This is a genomic window from Stenotrophomonas sp. 109824_Sma, assembly GCF_056480025.1.
The window spans coordinates 2,215,146-2,230,349 of the sequence record NZ_CM151078.1 but is presented as its reverse complement, the minus strand read 5'-3'; the positions used below and the strand labels follow the sequence as shown (position 1 = coordinate 2,230,349).

General features: G+C 68.4%; 15 protein-coding genes. All 15 read left to right on the top strand.

What is annotated here, in order from left to right:
- Positions 1-3: 3 nt before the first annotated feature.
- Positions 4-471: a flagellar export protein FliJ gene (gene fliJ, locus ACZK1G_RS10560; RefSeq protein WP_005416437.1), complete on the top strand. Its 468-nt coding sequence runs from the start codon at positions 4-6 to the stop codon at positions 469-471.
- On the top strand, positions 471-1,649 hold the full coding sequence (locus ACZK1G_RS10555) for a flagellar hook-length control protein FliK (RefSeq protein ID WP_101765408.1): 1,179 nt from the start codon (positions 471-473) through the stop codon (positions 1,647-1,649). Before fliJ ends, ACZK1G_RS10555 begins: the two co-directional genes overlap by 1 nt.
- A 168-nt stretch (positions 1,650-1,817) precedes the next feature.
- Positions 1,818-2,333, top strand: coding sequence for a flagellar basal body-associated FliL family protein (locus ACZK1G_RS10550; protein ID WP_005416435.1), 516 nt, complete (start codon positions 1,818-1,820; stop codon positions 2,331-2,333).
- Positions 2,334-2,343: 10 nt separating this feature from the next.
- Positions 2,344-3,348 carry a flagellar motor switch protein FliM gene (gene fliM / locus ACZK1G_RS10545; protein WP_014037106.1) on the top strand — a complete coding sequence of 335 codons (1,005 nt, stop codon included), beginning with the start codon at positions 2,344-2,346 and terminating at the stop codon, positions 3,346-3,348.
- A complete protein-coding gene (fliN, locus tag ACZK1G_RS10540) occupies positions 3,345-3,680 on the top strand; it encodes a flagellar motor switch protein FliN (RefSeq protein ID WP_005409543.1) in 336 nt (111 codons plus the stop codon). Before fliM ends, fliN begins: the two co-directional genes overlap by 4 nt.
- Positions 3,677-4,096 (top strand): flagellar biosynthetic protein FliO, encoded by a 420-nt coding sequence (fliO, locus tag ACZK1G_RS10535; RefSeq protein WP_014037105.1) that lies wholly within the window; start codon positions 3,677-3,679, stop codon positions 4,094-4,096. Before fliN ends, fliO begins: the two co-directional genes overlap by 4 nt.
- A gap of 1 nt (position 4,097) precedes the next feature.
- Entirely contained in the window at positions 4,098-4,877 is a 780-nt protein-coding gene (gene fliP / locus ACZK1G_RS10530; protein ID WP_005416432.1) for a flagellar type III secretion system pore protein FliP, read from the top strand.
- Between the two features lie 84 nt (positions 4,878-4,961).
- Complete coding sequence (locus ACZK1G_RS10525) at positions 4,962-5,231, top strand: flagellar biosynthetic protein FliQ (protein ID WP_005413254.1); 270 nt, start codon at positions 4,962-4,964, stop codon at positions 5,229-5,231.
- A gap of 13 nt (positions 5,232-5,244) precedes the next feature.
- Positions 5,245-6,036 carry a flagellar biosynthetic protein FliR gene (gene fliR, locus ACZK1G_RS10520; protein WP_014037103.1) on the top strand — a complete coding sequence of 264 codons (792 nt, stop codon included), beginning with the start codon at positions 5,245-5,247 and terminating at the stop codon, positions 6,034-6,036.
- 275 nt (positions 6,037-6,311) lie between these two features.
- Positions 6,312-8,447: a putative bifunctional diguanylate cyclase/phosphodiesterase gene (locus tag ACZK1G_RS10515; RefSeq protein WP_101765406.1), complete on the top strand. Its 2,136-nt coding sequence runs from the start codon at positions 6,312-6,314 to the stop codon at positions 8,445-8,447.
- 129 nt (positions 8,448-8,576) lie between these two features.
- A complete protein-coding gene (flhB, locus tag ACZK1G_RS10510; RefSeq protein ID WP_014037101.1) occupies positions 8,577-9,707 on the top strand; it encodes a flagellar biosynthesis protein FlhB in 1,131 nt (376 codons plus the stop codon).
- A 44-nt stretch (positions 9,708-9,751) separates the two neighbouring features.
- Complete coding sequence (gene flhA, locus ACZK1G_RS10505) at positions 9,752-11,812, top strand: flagellar biosynthesis protein FlhA (protein ID WP_170871758.1); 2,061 nt, start codon at positions 9,752-9,754, stop codon at positions 11,810-11,812.
- 145 nt (positions 11,813-11,957) lie between these two features.
- A complete protein-coding gene (gene flhF / locus ACZK1G_RS10500) occupies positions 11,958-13,559 on the top strand; it encodes a flagellar biosynthesis GTPase FlhF (protein ID WP_101765405.1) in 1,602 nt (533 codons plus the stop codon).
- The gene (locus tag ACZK1G_RS10495; RefSeq protein WP_005416424.1) at positions 13,546-14,433 is read left to right on the top strand and encodes a MinD/ParA family ATP-binding protein; all 888 of its coding nucleotides are present in this window, start codon (positions 13,546-13,548) and stop codon (positions 14,431-14,433) included. The genes flhF and ACZK1G_RS10495 overlap by 14 nt, the downstream gene beginning before the upstream one ends.
- The gene (locus tag ACZK1G_RS10490) at positions 14,430-15,173 is read left to right on the top strand and encodes an RNA polymerase sigma factor FliA (protein WP_049443479.1); all 744 of its coding nucleotides are present in this window, start codon (positions 14,430-14,432) and stop codon (positions 15,171-15,173) included. The genes ACZK1G_RS10495 and ACZK1G_RS10490 overlap by 4 nt, the downstream gene beginning before the upstream one ends.
- The last annotated feature ends 31 nt before the right edge of the window (positions 15,174-15,204 follow it).

The following is a 15,204-nucleotide window of genomic DNA, read 5'->3' as shown; positions in this document are numbered from 1 at the left end:
GCCATGAACCAGTCCAAGCGCATCGATCCCCTGCTCAAGCGGGCCCAGGAACACGAGGACGCGGTCGCCCGCGACCTGGCCGAACGCCAGCGCGTGCTCGACACCCATCTATCGCGACTGGACGAACTGCGCCGCTATGCCGAGGAGTACGCCAACGCACAGATGGCGGCGACCAGCCCGGCGCAGCTGCTGAACCGCCGCGCCTTCCTTGATCGCCTGGATAGTGCGGTCGAACAGCAGCAGGCCACGGTCAACGGCAACCGCGAAAAGGTAGAGGCCGAGCGCGCCCGCCTGATCCTGGCCAGCCGTGACAAGGCGGTGCTGGAGCAGCTGGCCGCCAGCTACCGCGCGCAGGAAAAGGTGGTGACCGACCGCCGCGACCAGCGCGAGATGGACGACATTGGCGCGCGCCGTGCACGCCTGGTGCAGGCCGAAGACCAGGACGGCGCCGAGCAGGGAGGCCGCTCGTGATGCCCGCCCCGCTCGCCAGCAGTGCCAACCCGGCAACGCCCACCAGCAGCAACAGTGCCGCGCGCGCCGCGCGCAGCGAAGGCGGAAAGGACTTCAGCCAGCTGCTGCAGGGCGGTGCGCCCTCCGCGCCGGCGCCTTCCGGCAGCGCCACGACGCCAACGCAGACGCCGACGCCCTCCACGCCTGGCCAGCCATCGACCACCGACAGCAATGGCCAGGCACCGGGCGAACGCAGCGCAGACGCCGAAGCTACAACCGCTGAAACGCCGCCACTGCCGCCCGTTGCCCTGACCCCGGCTGGGCCCGGCACCGACAAGGACAAGCCCGCCGCGACCGAGGACGCCCCGTGGCCACCGCTCGGCCTGGCCGGCCTGGTGCTGGCGATGCCGACGCCTGCCGATCAGGCCGCCGCTCTGCCGGGCACCGCTGCACCGTCACTGGCCAGCGACGGTACGGCGCTGCCCACTCCCTCCGCCGCGACCCCGACACTGCCTGCAGCCGCGCCGGCAGCGGCAACCGCAGCCCCGCTGGCGGCCGACAGCAAACCGACGGCGGTCAACACTGACGACGCCACCGCACTGCCACTGCCGGAGATGATCCTGCCCGGCAAGCGCAGCGAGCGTGGCGAAGGCAGCGACGTGGCCGCCCTCGGCGACCGCATCAGTGCGCCGCTGCTGCATGCACCGGCCGCGGCCGCCGTGCAGGACCTGAAGGCCGCGCTGGCCACCGGCAACGCGATCTTCAATGGCGAACCCACGCCGAAGCCCGTGCTGGGTGACGATGGCTTCGATCAGGCCATCGGTGCGCGCCTGGGCTGGCTGGCCGACCAGAAGATCGGCCACGCCCACATCCGCCTGAGCCCGGACGACATGGGCCCAGTGGATGTCCGCCTGCAGTTGAACGGTGACAAGGTGCACGCCAGCTTCAGCAGCCCGCACGTGGACGTGCGCCAGGCACTGGAAAGCAGCCTGCCACGCCTGCGCGAGCTGCTGGGCGAACAGGGCTTCCAGCTGGCCCACGCCGATGTCGGCCACCAGGCGCCCGGTGGTGACGGCAATGCGTCGGGCCAGGCCGGTGGCGGCGGCATGGCCGGTGACGGAGAACCGTCGCCGGGCGACGCCAGCGTGTCGTCCGCGCAGTTGATCCGCCAGCGCGGGTTGCTGGACGCCTACGCCTGACAGGCGTGCCAACCAGGGTTGGCAGCTACCCGTATCGCGCTGGTGGGTGCGGAGCGTGCTCCGCACGGCCCCACCGGCACCCCGACGGAATTCCGTCGCACCCCTCTGCCCCGCCTTCGGCACACCCCTTGCATATCCCGGTGAAGCAACCCTCAGGAGCTTCACCCCGTGGCCGCAGCCGCTGACAAAACCAAGAAGACCGCCGAGAAGGACAAGGCCGCCAAGCCGCGTAGTCCGATCCTGATCACCGCACTGGTGGCCGTACTGGCCGCCGCTGCCGCTGGCGGCGGCGTGTGGTTCTTCACCCAGTCCAAGCACGAAGAGAAGACAGCGCAGGCGCCGAAGAAGAGCGCCACCCCGGCCCCGGCACAGTACTTCGCGCTGGACCCGGCGTTCGTGGTCAACCTCAACGGCCCGGTCGACGGCCCGCGCTACCTGCAGCTGGAAGTGCAGCTGATGACCCGCGACCCGGCCGCGCTGGAAGCGATCAAGACCCATGCCCCGGCCATCCGCGCGCGCCTGCTGATGCTGTTCTCGCAGGTCAGCCCGGACCAGATCGCCGATGTGGCCGGCAAGCAGAAGCTGCAGGCCGCCTCACTGGCCGAGGTGCAGAAAGTGCTCAAGGCCGAGACCGGCAGCAACGGCGCCGACGATCTGCTGTTTACCAGCTTCGTGACCCAGTAAGGGCCCACCGATGAATGATCTGCTGTCCCAGGACGAGATCGATGCCCTGCTCCACGGCGTGGACAGTGGCGCGGTCGAGACCGATGCGGAACCCCCGTCAGGCGAAGCGCGTTCGTACGACTTCGCCAGCCAGGACCGCATCATCCGTGGTCGCATGCCGACCCTGGAAATGGTCCACGAGCGCTTCGCGCGCCTGTGGCGGATCGGCCTGTTCAACCTGATCCGCCGCTCGGCCGAGCTGTCGGTACGCGGCATCGAGCTGATCAAGTTCAACGACTACATGCACTCACTGTATGTACCGACCAACCTGAACCTGATCCGCTTCAAGCCACTGCGCGGCACCGGCCTGATCGTCTTCGAGCCGACCCTGGTGTTCGCCATCGTCGACAACTTCTTCGGCGGCGACGGGCGCTACCCCACCCGCATCGAGGGCCGCGAATTCACTGCCACCGAAATGCGGGTGATCCACCTGCTGCTGAAGCAGACCTTCGCCGACCTGCGCGAAGCGTGGGCACCGGTGATGGATGTCGACTTCGAGTACATCAACTCGGAGATCAACCCGCATTTCGCCAACATCGTGACACCGCGCGAGTACGTGGTGGTGTGCCGCCTGCACGTCGAGCTCGACGGCGGTGGCGGCGACATCCACGTCACCCTGCCGTACTCGATGCTGGAACCGATCCGCGAACTGCTCGACGCCGGCATCCAGAGCGACCGCAACGACCGCGACGAGAGCTGGGGCAAGACTCTGCGTGAACAGCTCAACATCGCCGAAGTCACCCTGTCCAGCGTACTGGCCAGCAAGCGCATGACCCTGCGCGACCTGACCCAGCTGAAGGTCGGCGACATCCTGCCGATCGACCTGAGCCCGCAGGTGCCGCTGTGCGTGGAGAACATCCCGGTATTCACCGGCGAGTTCGGCATCGCCAACGGCATGAACGCCGTGAAGATCACCGCTACCCATCCGCCGGGCACCCGCCCGCGCGTACCCGTCATCCAGGAAGACCCGCAATGAACGATATCGACGCCCTCGAACCGACCCCGGCCCAGTTCAGCAGCCTGCAGGCCGATGAGGCGAACGGTCCGGACCTGAACCTGGACGTGATCCTCGACGTGCCGGTGACCCTGTCGCTGGAAGTCGGTCGTGCCCGCCTGCCGATCCGCAACCTGCTGCAGCTCAACCAGGGCTCGGTGGTGGAACTGGAGCGCGGTGCCGGCGAATCGCTGGACGTATTCGTCAACGGCACCCTGATCGCCCACGGCGAAGTGGTGGTGATCAATGACCGCTTCGGCGTGCGCCTGACCGACGTGGTCAGCCCGAGCGAGCGGATCCGGAGACTGCGTTGAGCCTGCTGGCCTCCACCCTGCTGGCGGTCGGCAAGACCGCCGCGCCGATCGGCCCACAGGTCGGCCAGCACGCGGCCGCTGCACCCAGCCTGTTCGGTGCGGTGCTGGCGTTGCTGGCGGTGCTGGCGCTGGTGATCGGCCTGGGCTGGCTGCTCAAGCGCATGCCCGGCAGTGGCTTCCGCCCGGCCGAAGGCATGAAGCTGGTGGCCAGCCTCAGCGTCGGCGCCAAGGAGCGCGTGGTGGTGGTGGAGGTCAACGGCCAGCAACTGCTGCTGGGCGTCACCGCCGGCGGCATCAACACCCTGCATACCCTGCCCGAACCGCTGCCGCCGCCGGCACCGGTGCGCGTGCCGGACTTCAAGAACCTGCCGAATTTCGCCCAGCTGCTGCAGCAGCGGCTGCGCAAGGACCCCTGACATGCGTGTCACCCGTACCCGTCCTGCCACCCTGATGCCGTGGTTGTTGTTGCTTGCCCTGTGCCTGTTGCCGGCGCTGGCATTCGCCGCGCCCGGCGCGCCGACCACCCCGCTGCCGGACATCAACGTCGGCAAGATCGGTGGTGCGCCGGTCAGCCTGCCGCTGCAGACCCTGCTGCTGATGACCGCGATCACCCTGATCCCGTCGATGCTGCTGGTGCTGACCTCGTTCACCCGCATCATCATCGTGCTGGGCCTGCTGCGCCAGGCATTGGGCACCGGGCAGACGCCGTCCAACCAGGTGCTGCTGGGCCTGGCCCTGTTCCTCACCGCGATGGTGATGATGCCGACCTGGGACAAGGCGTGGAGTGCGGGCATGGCGCCCTATCTCAACGGTGACATCGACTTCCAGACCGCCTGGACATTGACCACGCAGCCACTGCGCGGGTTCATGCTGGCGCAGATCCGCGAGACCGACCTGATGACCTTCGCCGGCATCGCCGGGCATGGCACCTACGCCAGTCCCGATGCGATCCCGTTCCCGGTGCTGGTCGCTTCGTTCGTCACCAGCGAACTGAAGACCGCTTTCGAGATCGGCTTCCTGATCTTCATTCCGTTCGTGATCATCGACCTGGTGGTGGCCAGCGTGCTGATGTCGATGGGCATGATGATGCTGTCGCCGATGCTGGTGTCGGCACCGTTCAAGATCCTGCTGTTCGTGCTGGTCGATGGCTGGGTGCTGACGGTCGGCACGTTGGCGGCCAGCTTCAATCCGGCCTGATACCCCCCGTAAAGCACAGTCGAGCATGGCTCGACTCTACATGAGCGTCGCCGGGCAGCGCCCGGCGCTACCGATGGAAAGACGATGTCTCCCGAACTTGCCTTGACCGAATTGCGTGGCGGCCTGATCACCGTGCTGTGGGTGGCCGGCCCGCTGCTGCTCACCGTGCTGGTGGTGGGCGTGGTGGTCGGTGTCGTGCAGGCCGCGACCCAGCTCAACGAACCGACCATCGCCTTCGTCGCCAAGGCGGCGGCGCTGACCGCGGTGCTGTTCGCGCTGGGCAGCCTGCTGATCGGCCACCTGGTTGAATTCACCACGCTGCTGTTCCAGCGCATTCCGCACCTGATCGGCTAGGACACGCGCTTCGATGGACGCCGCCACCCAGATGGCTGCCGACGGCCTTCAGGCCTTCGGCATGATCGGCACCGTGCTGTGGACCATGCTGCGCATCGGCGCGGTGGCCATGGCCATGCCCATGGTGGGTACCCGCGCGGTACCGTCGCGGGTGCGCGTGGTACTGGCCGGTACCCTGGCCATCGCACTGGCGCCGCTGTTGCCACCGGTACCGGACTGGACCGGCTTCGACGCTGCCACCGTACTGACCATCGCCCGTGAACTGGCCATCGGCGTATCCATCGGCTTCATGCTGCGGCTGGTGTTCGAAGCCGGTGCGATGGCCGGCGAACTGATCGCCCAGGGCACCGGCCTGGCCTTCGCACAGATGAGCGACCCGCTGCGTGGTGGCACGTCGGGTGTGATCGGCCAGTGGTTCTACCTGCTGTTCGGCCTGCTGTTCTTCACCGCCAACGGCCACCTGGCGTTGATCTCGTTGCTGGTGGACAGCTACCGCGCACTGCCGATCGGTGCTCCACTACCCGATCCGCACGCCTTCTTCAGCATCGCCCCGACCTTCCTGCTGACCGTGCTGCGTGGCGCGCTGACGCTGGCCATTCCGCTCACCGTGGCGATGCTGGCAGTGAACCTGGCCTTCGGCGTGCTCGCCCGCGCCGCCCCGGCGCTGAATCCGATCCAGCTGGGCCTGCCGGTCTCGCTGCTGCTGGGCCTGTTCCTGCTGGCCCTGCTGGCCGGGGAAATGGGGCCGCCGGTACAGCGCCTGTTCGACGCCGCCTTCCAGGCTGCGGACGCGGTCACACACTGACCCGATCATCACGTATTGCCGCTTGCCATGCATTCGTTTCTGTAGAGCCGAGCCCATGCTCGGCTGCCATTGGCCGGAACACTAGCCGAGCATGGGCTCGGCTCTACAGGGGCGCAGTTTCACGTTTTGCTGCTTGCCCTTCCCCCCGGTCTGCGCGTTAGAGTGAATGCGCGGCAACCGGGGGGATGCCGCACGTGGCCGGCGCCCTGCGTCTGCCTGCCTCATGCATGCCCCACCGTAGTTTCCGTCGACAGGCAGGTCCGGGAGACTGACGAATGCTGGTAGGCACGTACAACCCGTGGCTGGTGGTGATCTCGCTGCTGGTCGCCGTGATGGCCTCATACACCGCGCTGGCGATGGCTGGGCGCACGGTGACCGCACCCGGCAAGGGCGCGGCGTGGTGGTGGCGCCTGGGGGGCGGCTTCGCCATGGGCCTGGGCATCTGGTCGATGCACTTCATCGGCATGCTGGCCTTCGACCTGCCCATTCCATTGGGCTACGACCTTCCCATCACCCTGCTCTCGCTTGCGCTGGCCATCGCCTCATCGGTGTTCGCGCTGTGGCTGGTCTCGCTGCGCACCCTGCCCCACCCGCGGCTGGCTGGCGGCGCCCTGCTGATGGGCACCGGCATCGCCGGCATGCATTACGTCGGCATGGCCGCCATGCGCATGCAGCCCGGCATCGACTACGACCCGGGTTGGCTGCTGTTCTCGCTGATGGTGGCGGTGGCCGCGTCCTGGACTGCGCTGTACGTGGCGTTCCGCCTGCGCGCGCAGCGCACCCGCATCGGTGATCGCCTGGCGGCGGCGGGCCTGCTCGGCCTGGCCATCGTCGGCATGCACTACACCGGCATGGCCGCCGCGCGCTTCCCGGAAGGCAGCATCTGCGGTGCGGCGGTCGGCGATGGCCTGCAGAACGAGTGGCTGGCGATGCTGGTGGTGGTGCTGACCGTGGCGATCCTGGCCGTGGTGCTGGTGGTCTCATGGCTGGACCAGCGCGTGGAGGCGCAACTGCTGCGGCTGCGCAATTCGATGCTGAGCACCTCATTGACCGATGCCCAGCAGGAACTGACCCAGGCCGCGCTGCATGATCCGCTCACCCGCCTGCCCAACCGCCTGCTGCTGCAGCGGCGCATCGTGCAGGCGCTGGCCGAGGCCGAACAAGGCGGCAACCGCTTCGCGGTGATGTTCATGGACCTGGACGGCTTCAAGCAGGTCAATGATGCGTATGGCCATCAGGCCGGTGATGCGCTGCTGGTGGCGGTGGCCGAACGCACCCGCCAGCTGCTGCGCCCGCACGACCTGCTGGCACGGCTGGGCGGCGACGAGTTCGTGCTGGTGGTGCGCATCGAGCACGACGAGGACCTGCCGACGCTGGCCCGTCGCATCCTGCAGGCCGTGGGCAGCGGCCCGCTGCTGCCGGACAACGAACTGCAGGTGACCGCCAGCATCGGCGTGGCGATCTGCCCGGACCATGCCGCCAGCGAGCGCCAGCTGATGGCCTTCGCCGATGCAGCGATGTACCAGGCCAAGGAATCCGGACGCAACGCCTTCGTGCTGTTCGCCGACTGGATGAACGACAGTGCCGAGCAGCAGTTCCGGCTGCTGGCCGACCTGCGCCGTGCCATCGGCAGCGAGCAGCTGTTCCTGCACTATCAACCGAAGATCCGCGTGGCCACGCAGAAGGTGGCCGGCGCCGAGGCGCTGATCCGCTGGCGCCATCCGGAACACGGCCTGATCCCGCCGGACCGCTTCATCCGCCTGGCCGAGCGCAGCGGCGCGATCAACGAGATCGGTCGCTGGGCGCTGGACCAGGCCTGCCAGCAGCTGCGGCGCTGGCACGACGCCGGACATGATGGCTGGTCGATGTCGGTGAACCTGTCGCCGGTGCAGTTCAGCTCGCCACATCTGCTGCAGGATGTGCGCGAGGTGATCGAGCGCCATGGCATCCCCGCGCGCCACCTGGTGCTGGAGATCACCGAAAGCACGGTGATGCGTGACACCGATACCAGCCTGCGCCTGCTGCAGGCGCTGTCGGCGCTGGGCGTGGGCATCTCCATCGATGATTTCGGAACCGGCTATTCCAGCCTGCTGTACCTGAAGCGGCTGCCGGCCACCGAGATCAAGATCGACCACGCGTTCGTGCGCGACCTGGAACACAGCGCCGAGGACGTGGTGATCGTCTCGGCGATCGTGGCGCTGGGCCATGCGCTGGACATGGACATCGTGGCCGAGGGCGTGGAGACCGCCGCCCAGCGCGCCTACCTGGAGCGCCTGGGCTGCGACTTCCTGCAGGGATACCTGCTCGGCCGCCCGGTCGACGCGGCGCGCTTCATGCAGCTGCACGACCTGCCCCGGCCGCGGGTGGAACTGGCGCAGAGCCCGCCGCCCAGCGGCAACGCGCCCCTGTAGCCGAGGACGCCGGCCACGGCCTGGCGCTACCGGTGCCTGCTCTGGTAGGTGCCAACCTTGGTTGGCACATGAACCCATCACGGAACAGTTCTTGCACGCACCCCGGCATCCCCTGCCGCAGTGCCCGTGATGTCCGAGAACGAATCCGCCGGCGAAAAGACCGAACAACCTACCGAAAAACGCCTGCGCGATGCCCGTGAACAGGGCAACCTGCCGCGTTCGCGCGAACTTGGCACCGCCGCCGTGTTCGGCGCCGGCGTGTTGGCAGTGATGGCCATGAGCGGCTCGATCGGCCGTGGCGCCACGGCCTGGATGAAGCACGCGCTCAGCCCGGAACAGAGCCTGCGGCAGAACCCGAAGGAACTGTTCGGCCACTTCGGCGACCTGCTGCTGCAGTTCATGCTGGTGATCGCACCGCTGGTGCTGGTCTGCCTGCTGGCCAGCTTCGTCGCACCGCTGGTGATGGGTGGCCTGCGCTGGTCGCAGAAGGCGCTGCTGCCCGATATCAACCGCATGAACCCGATGAGCGGGCTCAAGCGCCTGTATGGCCCGGAAGCCATCGCCGAGTTCACCAAATCGCTGCTGCGCGTGGCCTTCGTCGGTGTGGCCGCCGGGCTGGTGGTCTGGACCGGCTTCGACACCCTGCGGGGGCTGATCCACCACCCGCTGGAGACCGCCATTACCGACGGCCTCGGCTTCACCCTGCGCCTGCTGCTGGCCACCGCCGGCGCCATGCTGGTGCTGGCCGCCATCGATGCCCCGTACCAGCGCTGGAACTGGATGCGCAAGCTGAAGATGACCCGTGAAGAGCTGCGCCGGGAAATGAAGGAAAGCGAGGGCAGCCCCGAGGTGAAGGGCCGCATCCGCCAGCTGCAGCAGCAGATGGCCAACCGCCGGATGATGGAAGCGGTGCCCACCGCCGACGTGGTGGTGGTCAACCCCACCCACTATGCGGTAGCCCTGAAATACGAGGGCGGCGCCATGAACGCCCCCACCGTGGTCGCCCTGGGCGTGGACGAGACCGCCCTGCGCATCCGTGAAGTGGCCGACGGCAACAAAGTCGCGATCGTCTCTGCCCCGCCTTTGGCACGCGCCTTGTATCGGGAAGGCCAACTCGGAAAGGAAATCCCCGTGAGACTGTATTCGGCCGTCGCCCAGGTCCTGTCCTACGTCTACCAGCTGCGCGCCTGGCGCACTGGCCCGATGCCGGACGCCCCGCACATCCAGGTGGATGAATTCGGCAAGGGAGGCCGCCCGTGAGCGCCCAGCCCTCCGCCGGTTTCAACACCCGCCGCGCCCTGGAAATGATCCGTCAGGGCCTTGGCGCACCGCTGATCGTGCTGGCCCTGCTGGCCATGGTCGTGGTGCCGCTGGCCGCGCCGGTGCTCGATGCGCTGTTCACCTTCAACATCGCCATCTCGCTGATGGTGCTGCTGGCGGTGGTCTACGTGAAGCGCCCGCTGGACTTCACCATCTTCCCGATCGTGCTGCTGATCACCACCATGCTGCGGCTGGCGCTGAACGTGGCCTCCACCCGCGTGATTCTGCTGAACGGCCAGAACGGCCACGACGCCGCGGGCAAGGTCATCGCCGCGTTCGGCGAGTTCGTGATCGGCGGCAACTACGCGGTCGGCATCGTGGTGTTCGCGATCCTGACCATCATCAACTTCGTGGTCATCACCAAGGGCGCCGGCCGCGTCTCGGAAGTGACTGCGCGCTTCATCCTCGACGCGATGCCCGGCAAGCAGATGGCGATCGACGCCGACCTCAACGCCGGTTTGCTGACGCGTGAAGAAGCCAAGCTGCGCCGTGAAGAAGTCCGCGAGGAAGCCGACTTCTACGGTGCGATGGACGGTGCCAGCAAGTTCATCCGCGGCGACGCCATTGCCGGCATCCTGATCCTGTTCATCAACATGCTCGGCGGCCTGGCCGTGGGCGTGCTGCAGCATGGCATGCCATTCGGCGAAGCCGCTGCCACCTACACCCTGCTGTCGATCGGTGACGGTCTGGTGGCGCAGCTGCCGGCCCTGCTGGTCTCCAGCGCCGTGGCGATGCTGGTTACCCGCGCCTCGCGCTCGCAGGACATGGCCCAGGCCATGACCGGCCAGGTGTTCGGCCAGTACCGTGCGCTGGCGATCACCGCCGGCATCATCGGCGTGGTCGGCCTGGTGCCGGGCATGCCCAACGTCGCTTTCCTGACGCTGTCCGCGATCCTCGGTTTCATCGCCTGGAAGGTGTACCGCAAGGGCAAGGCCCCGGCTGCCGATGCGGCGGGCGCTGGCACCGATGCTGCCGCGCTCAACGCACTCGGCCGCCCAGCCGCACCCGCACCGACCGCCGAACTGAGCTGGGACGAACTGCGCCCGGTCGATCCGCTGGGCCTGGAGGTCGGCTACCGGCTGATTCCGCTGGTGGACAGCAACCAGGGCGGCGAACTGATGGCACGCATCAAGGGCGTGCGCCGCAAGCTGACCCAGGATGTCGGCTTCCTGATCCCGTCGGTGCACATCCGCGACAACCTGGAACTGCCGGCCAACGGCTACCGCGTGCTGGTGCACGGCGTGCCGGTGGCCACCGCCGAGATCCATCCTGATCGCGAACTGGCGCTGGACCCGGGCAGTGCGCTCGGCGCGCTGGAAGGCATCGCCGGCAAGGACCCCGCGTTCGGCCTGGATGCCACCTGGATCCAGCCGCACCAGCGCGCCCAGGCCGAAACGCTGGGCTACACCGTGGTCGATCCGGCCACTGTGGTCGCCACCCATCTGTCGCACCTGATCCGCGAGCACGCGCCGGAACTGCTCGGCCACGAAGAAGTGCAGCACCTGCTGGCCAACCTGGCCAAGAGCGCGCCGAAGCTCGTCGAAGATCTGACGCCGAAGGCGCTGCCGCTGTCGGCAGTGGTGCGCGTGCTGCAGAACCTGCTGGTCGAGCGCATTCCGATCCGCCAGCTGCGCAAGATCGCCGAAGCACTGGTCGAACACGCGCCCAGCAGCCAGGACCCGGCCGTGCTGACCGCCGCCGTGCGCACCGCGCTGGGCCGCTTCATCGTGCAGGAGATCGCCGGAATGTCGGCGGAGCTGCCGGTGTTCACCCTCAACCCGCAATTGGAACGTGTCTTGCAGGAGTCCACGCAGGGCAACGGCGCCGCGCTGGAACCCGGACTCGCTGAGCGACTGCACCAGAGCCTGGCCGAATGTGTCAGCAAGCAGGAAGCCCGCAACGAGCCCGCGGTCGTGCTGGTACCTGGCCCGGTGCGCGCCGCGCTGGCCCGCCTGGTCCGCCACAGCGTTCCGTCGCTGTCGGTCCTGGCCTACAGCGAGGTGCCGGAGGACAAGCGCCTGAAGCTGGTCGGAACGATCAGCTGACGCCGCCCTCCGATGCGCCAGAAAACAGACACCACTTTCGAACCAACGCAACAGACAGATACCAAGGGGAACCCGCACCGTGCAGACCACCGACCACCCGAGTTCTCCGACCGCCACCCCGCCGTCTTCGTCCCGTGACCACAGCATGAAAATCAAACGATTCGTCGCCGCCGACATGCGCTCGGCCATGAACCTGGTGCGCAAGGAACATGGTCCTGACGCCGTGATCCTGTCCAACCGCCGGATCGAGGAAGGTATCGAGATCGTCGCCGCCGCCAACTACGACGAGAGCGCCGTGCAGCGTGCACTGGAAGCCTCGCGCCGTGATGTCGCACCGCCGCCGGCCCCCAAGCCGCGCACCGCCGCCGACGCGGTGATCGCCGCCGTCACCCGCCGCCGCAGCAGCACCCCGGCGCCGGAACCGGTCGCCGCCACCACCTCGGCCGTCGCCGCCCTCGCCCGCGCCGCCGTCGGCGCCACCGGCCGCACCCTGGACAGCGCCGACGAGATCGTGCCGACCCGCGGCAGCACCGGCTTCGCCGCCACCCTGGCGCGTGCCGCCGTCAACGAACCGGCGCTGCCGGACCAGATCTTCGCCCCGTTCGCCGAAGCCATCGTCGCACCGGCCAACCGCGCCCGCTTCCAGATCGACCCGCCGCATGAGACGCATCACGAAAGCGCGGCGCCGGCCGTGCAGCCGCCGCCGCTGCCGACCGCTGTCGTGACCGATGCACAGCCAGATATCGCCGCCAGCGAACCGGCAGCGGTCGAAGCCGTCGTCGAGGCCAGCCCGGCCCCGATGCTGGCCCCGGCACCGACGCTGACCGTGGTCGCCCAGGACGACGCCGAGATCCGCCAGCTGCGCCAGGAAGTGGCCGGCATGCGCCAGGTGATCGAGCGCGAGATGAACCGCTTCACCGACGAGCGCCTGCGTGGCTGCCCGGTGCGCGCCACCGCGCTGGACCTGATGGACGAATACGGCTTCGATGCCGGCCTGGCCCGCGACGTGGCCATGCAGATCCCGCTGGAGACCGAGGCCCACCGCGGCCGCGGCCTAATGCTGGGGCTGATCTCGCGCAAGCTGCCGATCGCTCCGGTCGACCCGCTGGAAGAAGGTGGTGTGATCGCCCTGGTCGGACCGACCGGCGCCGGCAAGACCACCACCATCGCCAAGCTGGCCTCGCGCTTCGCCGAGAAGCACGCACCGCGCGACGTCGCCCTGGTCACCACCGACACCACCCGCATCGGTGCCCGTGAGCAGCTGTATGGCTACGGCCGCCAGCTCGGCATCGCCGTGCACGAGGCCAACAGCGGCACCGACCTGGACCAGCTGCTGGAACGCCTGAAGGACTACAAGCTGGTGCTGATCGACACCGCGGGCCTGGGCCCGCGCGACCGTGCCCTGGCCGCCCAGCTGCAGTGGCTGCGCGCCGCCCGCCAGGTCCGCACCCTGCTGGTGCTGCCGGCCAACACCAGCTTCGGCGACATGGACGAGGTGGTGCGCCGCTTCGGTGCGGCCAACCTGCAGGGGCTGGTGCTGAGCAAGCTGGACGAGACCGGCCGCTTCGGCAACGCCCTGTCGGTGGCCGTGGACCACGCCCTGCCGATCACCTGGGTGACCGATGGCCAGGACGTGCCGGAGGACCTGCACCGGGCCAGTGCAGCCAATCTTGTACTTCGCCTTGAAGATTTGCGCCGAGCGGCCGATATGCCCTGCAACCCGGAGTTGAACCATGCCGTCGCGTGAGTACGCCAAGCTGACCAAGACCTTCCCGCTGTCGGCCACCCGCAGCGAGCCGCTCGGCCCTGTGCGCACCATTGCCGTGACCGGCGGCAAGGGCGGCGTGGGCAAGACGAATGTGTCCGCCAACCTGGCCGTGGCGCTGGCCGGCATGGGCAAGCGCACGCTGCTGCTGGACGCCGACCTCGGCCTGGCCAACATCGACGTGATCCTGGGGCTGAACCCCACCTTTACGCTGGCCGACCTGGTTGCCGGCCGCTGCTCCCTGGACGACGTCATCGTCGAAGGCCCGAACGGCGTGCTGGTGGTCCCGGCCGCATCGGGCCGCCGGCACATGGCCGAACTGGCCCCGGCCGAGCATGTCGGCCTGGTCAACGTGTTCTCCGAACTGGAACGCGAGCTGGACATCATGGTGGTCGATACCGCCGCCGGCATCACCGACGGCGTGCTGACCTTCTGCCAGGCCGCGCAGGACACCGTAGTGGTGGTCTGCGATGAGCCGGCTTCAATCACCGACGCCTACGCACTGATCAAGGTGCTGTCGCGCGAACGTGGCGTGGACCGCATCCAGGTGGTGGCCAACATGGTGCGTGACCCGAACGAGGGCCGCGTGCTGTACGAGAAGCTGACCCGCGTCTGCGAGAAGTTCCTCGCCGATGTCTCGCTGAACTACCTGGGCTGCGTGCCGCAGGATGACTGGCTGCGCCTGTCGGTGCAGCGCCAGCAGCCGGTGGTGAAGGCCTATCCGTCCAGCCCTTCGGCGCTGGCGATCACCGAGATCGCGCGCCGCACCGCACGCTGGCAGGCACCGACCGAACCGCGTGGCGGTGTCGAGTTCTTCCTCGAACGCATTCTCAAGCAGCGCGGGGTGGCCGCATGAAAGGCGCAGCCCAGTACAGGGAAGTCCAGCGCTCGGCGGCCAACGAGGTCATCGCCCAGCACTCGGACCTGGTGCGGCGCATCGCCCACCACCTGGCCGCGCGCCTGCCGGCCAGCGTCGAAGTCGATGATCTGATCCAAGCCGGCATGATGGGCCTGATCGAAGCCTCGCGCAGCTATGACGCCGACCAGGGCGCGTCGTTCGAGACCTATGCCTCGATCCGCATCCGCGGCTCGATGATCGACGAGATCCGCCGTGGCGACTGGGTGCCGCGCTCGGTGCACCGCCGTGCCCGCGATGCCGCCGCCACCATCCGCCGCCTGGAACAGAGCACCGGCCGTGCCGCCAGCGCCACCGAAGTGGCCGCCGCGATGGAGATGCCGCTGCCCGAATACCTGCGGCTGATGGAAGACGCCGCACGTGGCCAGGTGCTGAGCCTGGAGTCGCGCATCGAAGACCAGGGCGAACTGGACACCGTCGCCCAGGGTGGCCCGACCCCGCAGCAGGTGCTGGAGCGCGGCGAGTTCGGCCGCGAGCTGGGCAAGGCCATCGGCCACCTGCCCGAGCGCGAACAACTGGTGCTCTCGCTCTACTACGAGCAGGAGCTGAACCTGAAGGAGATCGGCGCGGTGCTCGGCGTGAGCGAATCGCGGGTCTGCCAGATCCACGGCCAGGCCGTGCTGCGCCTGCGCGGCCGGCTGAAGATATTCGAGGCCGTCGACGCCGGCCTGGAAGAATGAACATCCCCGAGGCGGCTGCCCCCGGCCGCCC

Bases quoted from the DNA above. Each gene is read 5' to 3' on its own strand.
- flhB (WP_014037101.1), top strand. From the start codon at position 8,577: ATGTCCGAGAACGAATCCGCCGGCGAAAAGACCGAACAACCTACCGAA.
- fliJ (WP_005416437.1), top strand. From the start codon at position 4: ATGAACCAGTCCAAGCGCATCGATCCCCTGCTCAAGCGGGCCCAGGAA.
- ACZK1G_RS10490 (WP_049443479.1), top strand. From the start codon at position 14,430: ATGAAAGGCGCAGCCCAGTACAGGGAAGTCCAGCGCTCGGCGGCCAAC.
- flhA (WP_170871758.1), top strand. From the start codon at position 9,752: ATGATCCGTCAGGGCCTTGGCGCACCGCTGATCGTGCTGGCCCTGCTG.
- fliN (WP_005409543.1), top strand. From the start codon at position 3,345: ATGAACGATATCGACGCCCTCGAACCGACCCCGGCCCAGTTCAGCAGC.
- ACZK1G_RS10495 (WP_005416424.1), top strand. From the start codon at position 13,546: ATGCCGTCGCGTGAGTACGCCAAGCTGACCAAGACCTTCCCGCTGTCG.
- fliR (WP_014037103.1), top strand. From the start codon at position 5,245: ATGGACGCCGCCACCCAGATGGCTGCCGACGGCCTTCAGGCCTTCGGC.
- fliP (WP_005416432.1), top strand. From the start codon at position 4,098: ATGCGTGTCACCCGTACCCGTCCTGCCACCCTGATGCCGTGGTTGTTG.
- flhF (WP_101765405.1), top strand. From the start codon at position 11,958: ATGAAAATCAAACGATTCGTCGCCGCCGACATGCGCTCGGCCATGAAC.
- ACZK1G_RS10555 (WP_101765408.1), top strand. From the start codon at position 471: ATGCCCGCCCCGCTCGCCAGCAGTGCCAACCCGGCAACGCCCACCAGC.
- fliM (WP_014037106.1), top strand. From the start codon at position 2,344: ATGAATGATCTGCTGTCCCAGGACGAGATCGATGCCCTGCTCCACGGC.
- ACZK1G_RS10515 (WP_101765406.1), top strand. From the start codon at position 6,312: ATGCTGGTAGGCACGTACAACCCGTGGCTGGTGGTGATCTCGCTGCTG.
- ACZK1G_RS10525 (WP_005413254.1), top strand. From the start codon at position 4,962: ATGTCTCCCGAACTTGCCTTGACCGAATTGCGTGGCGGCCTGATCACC.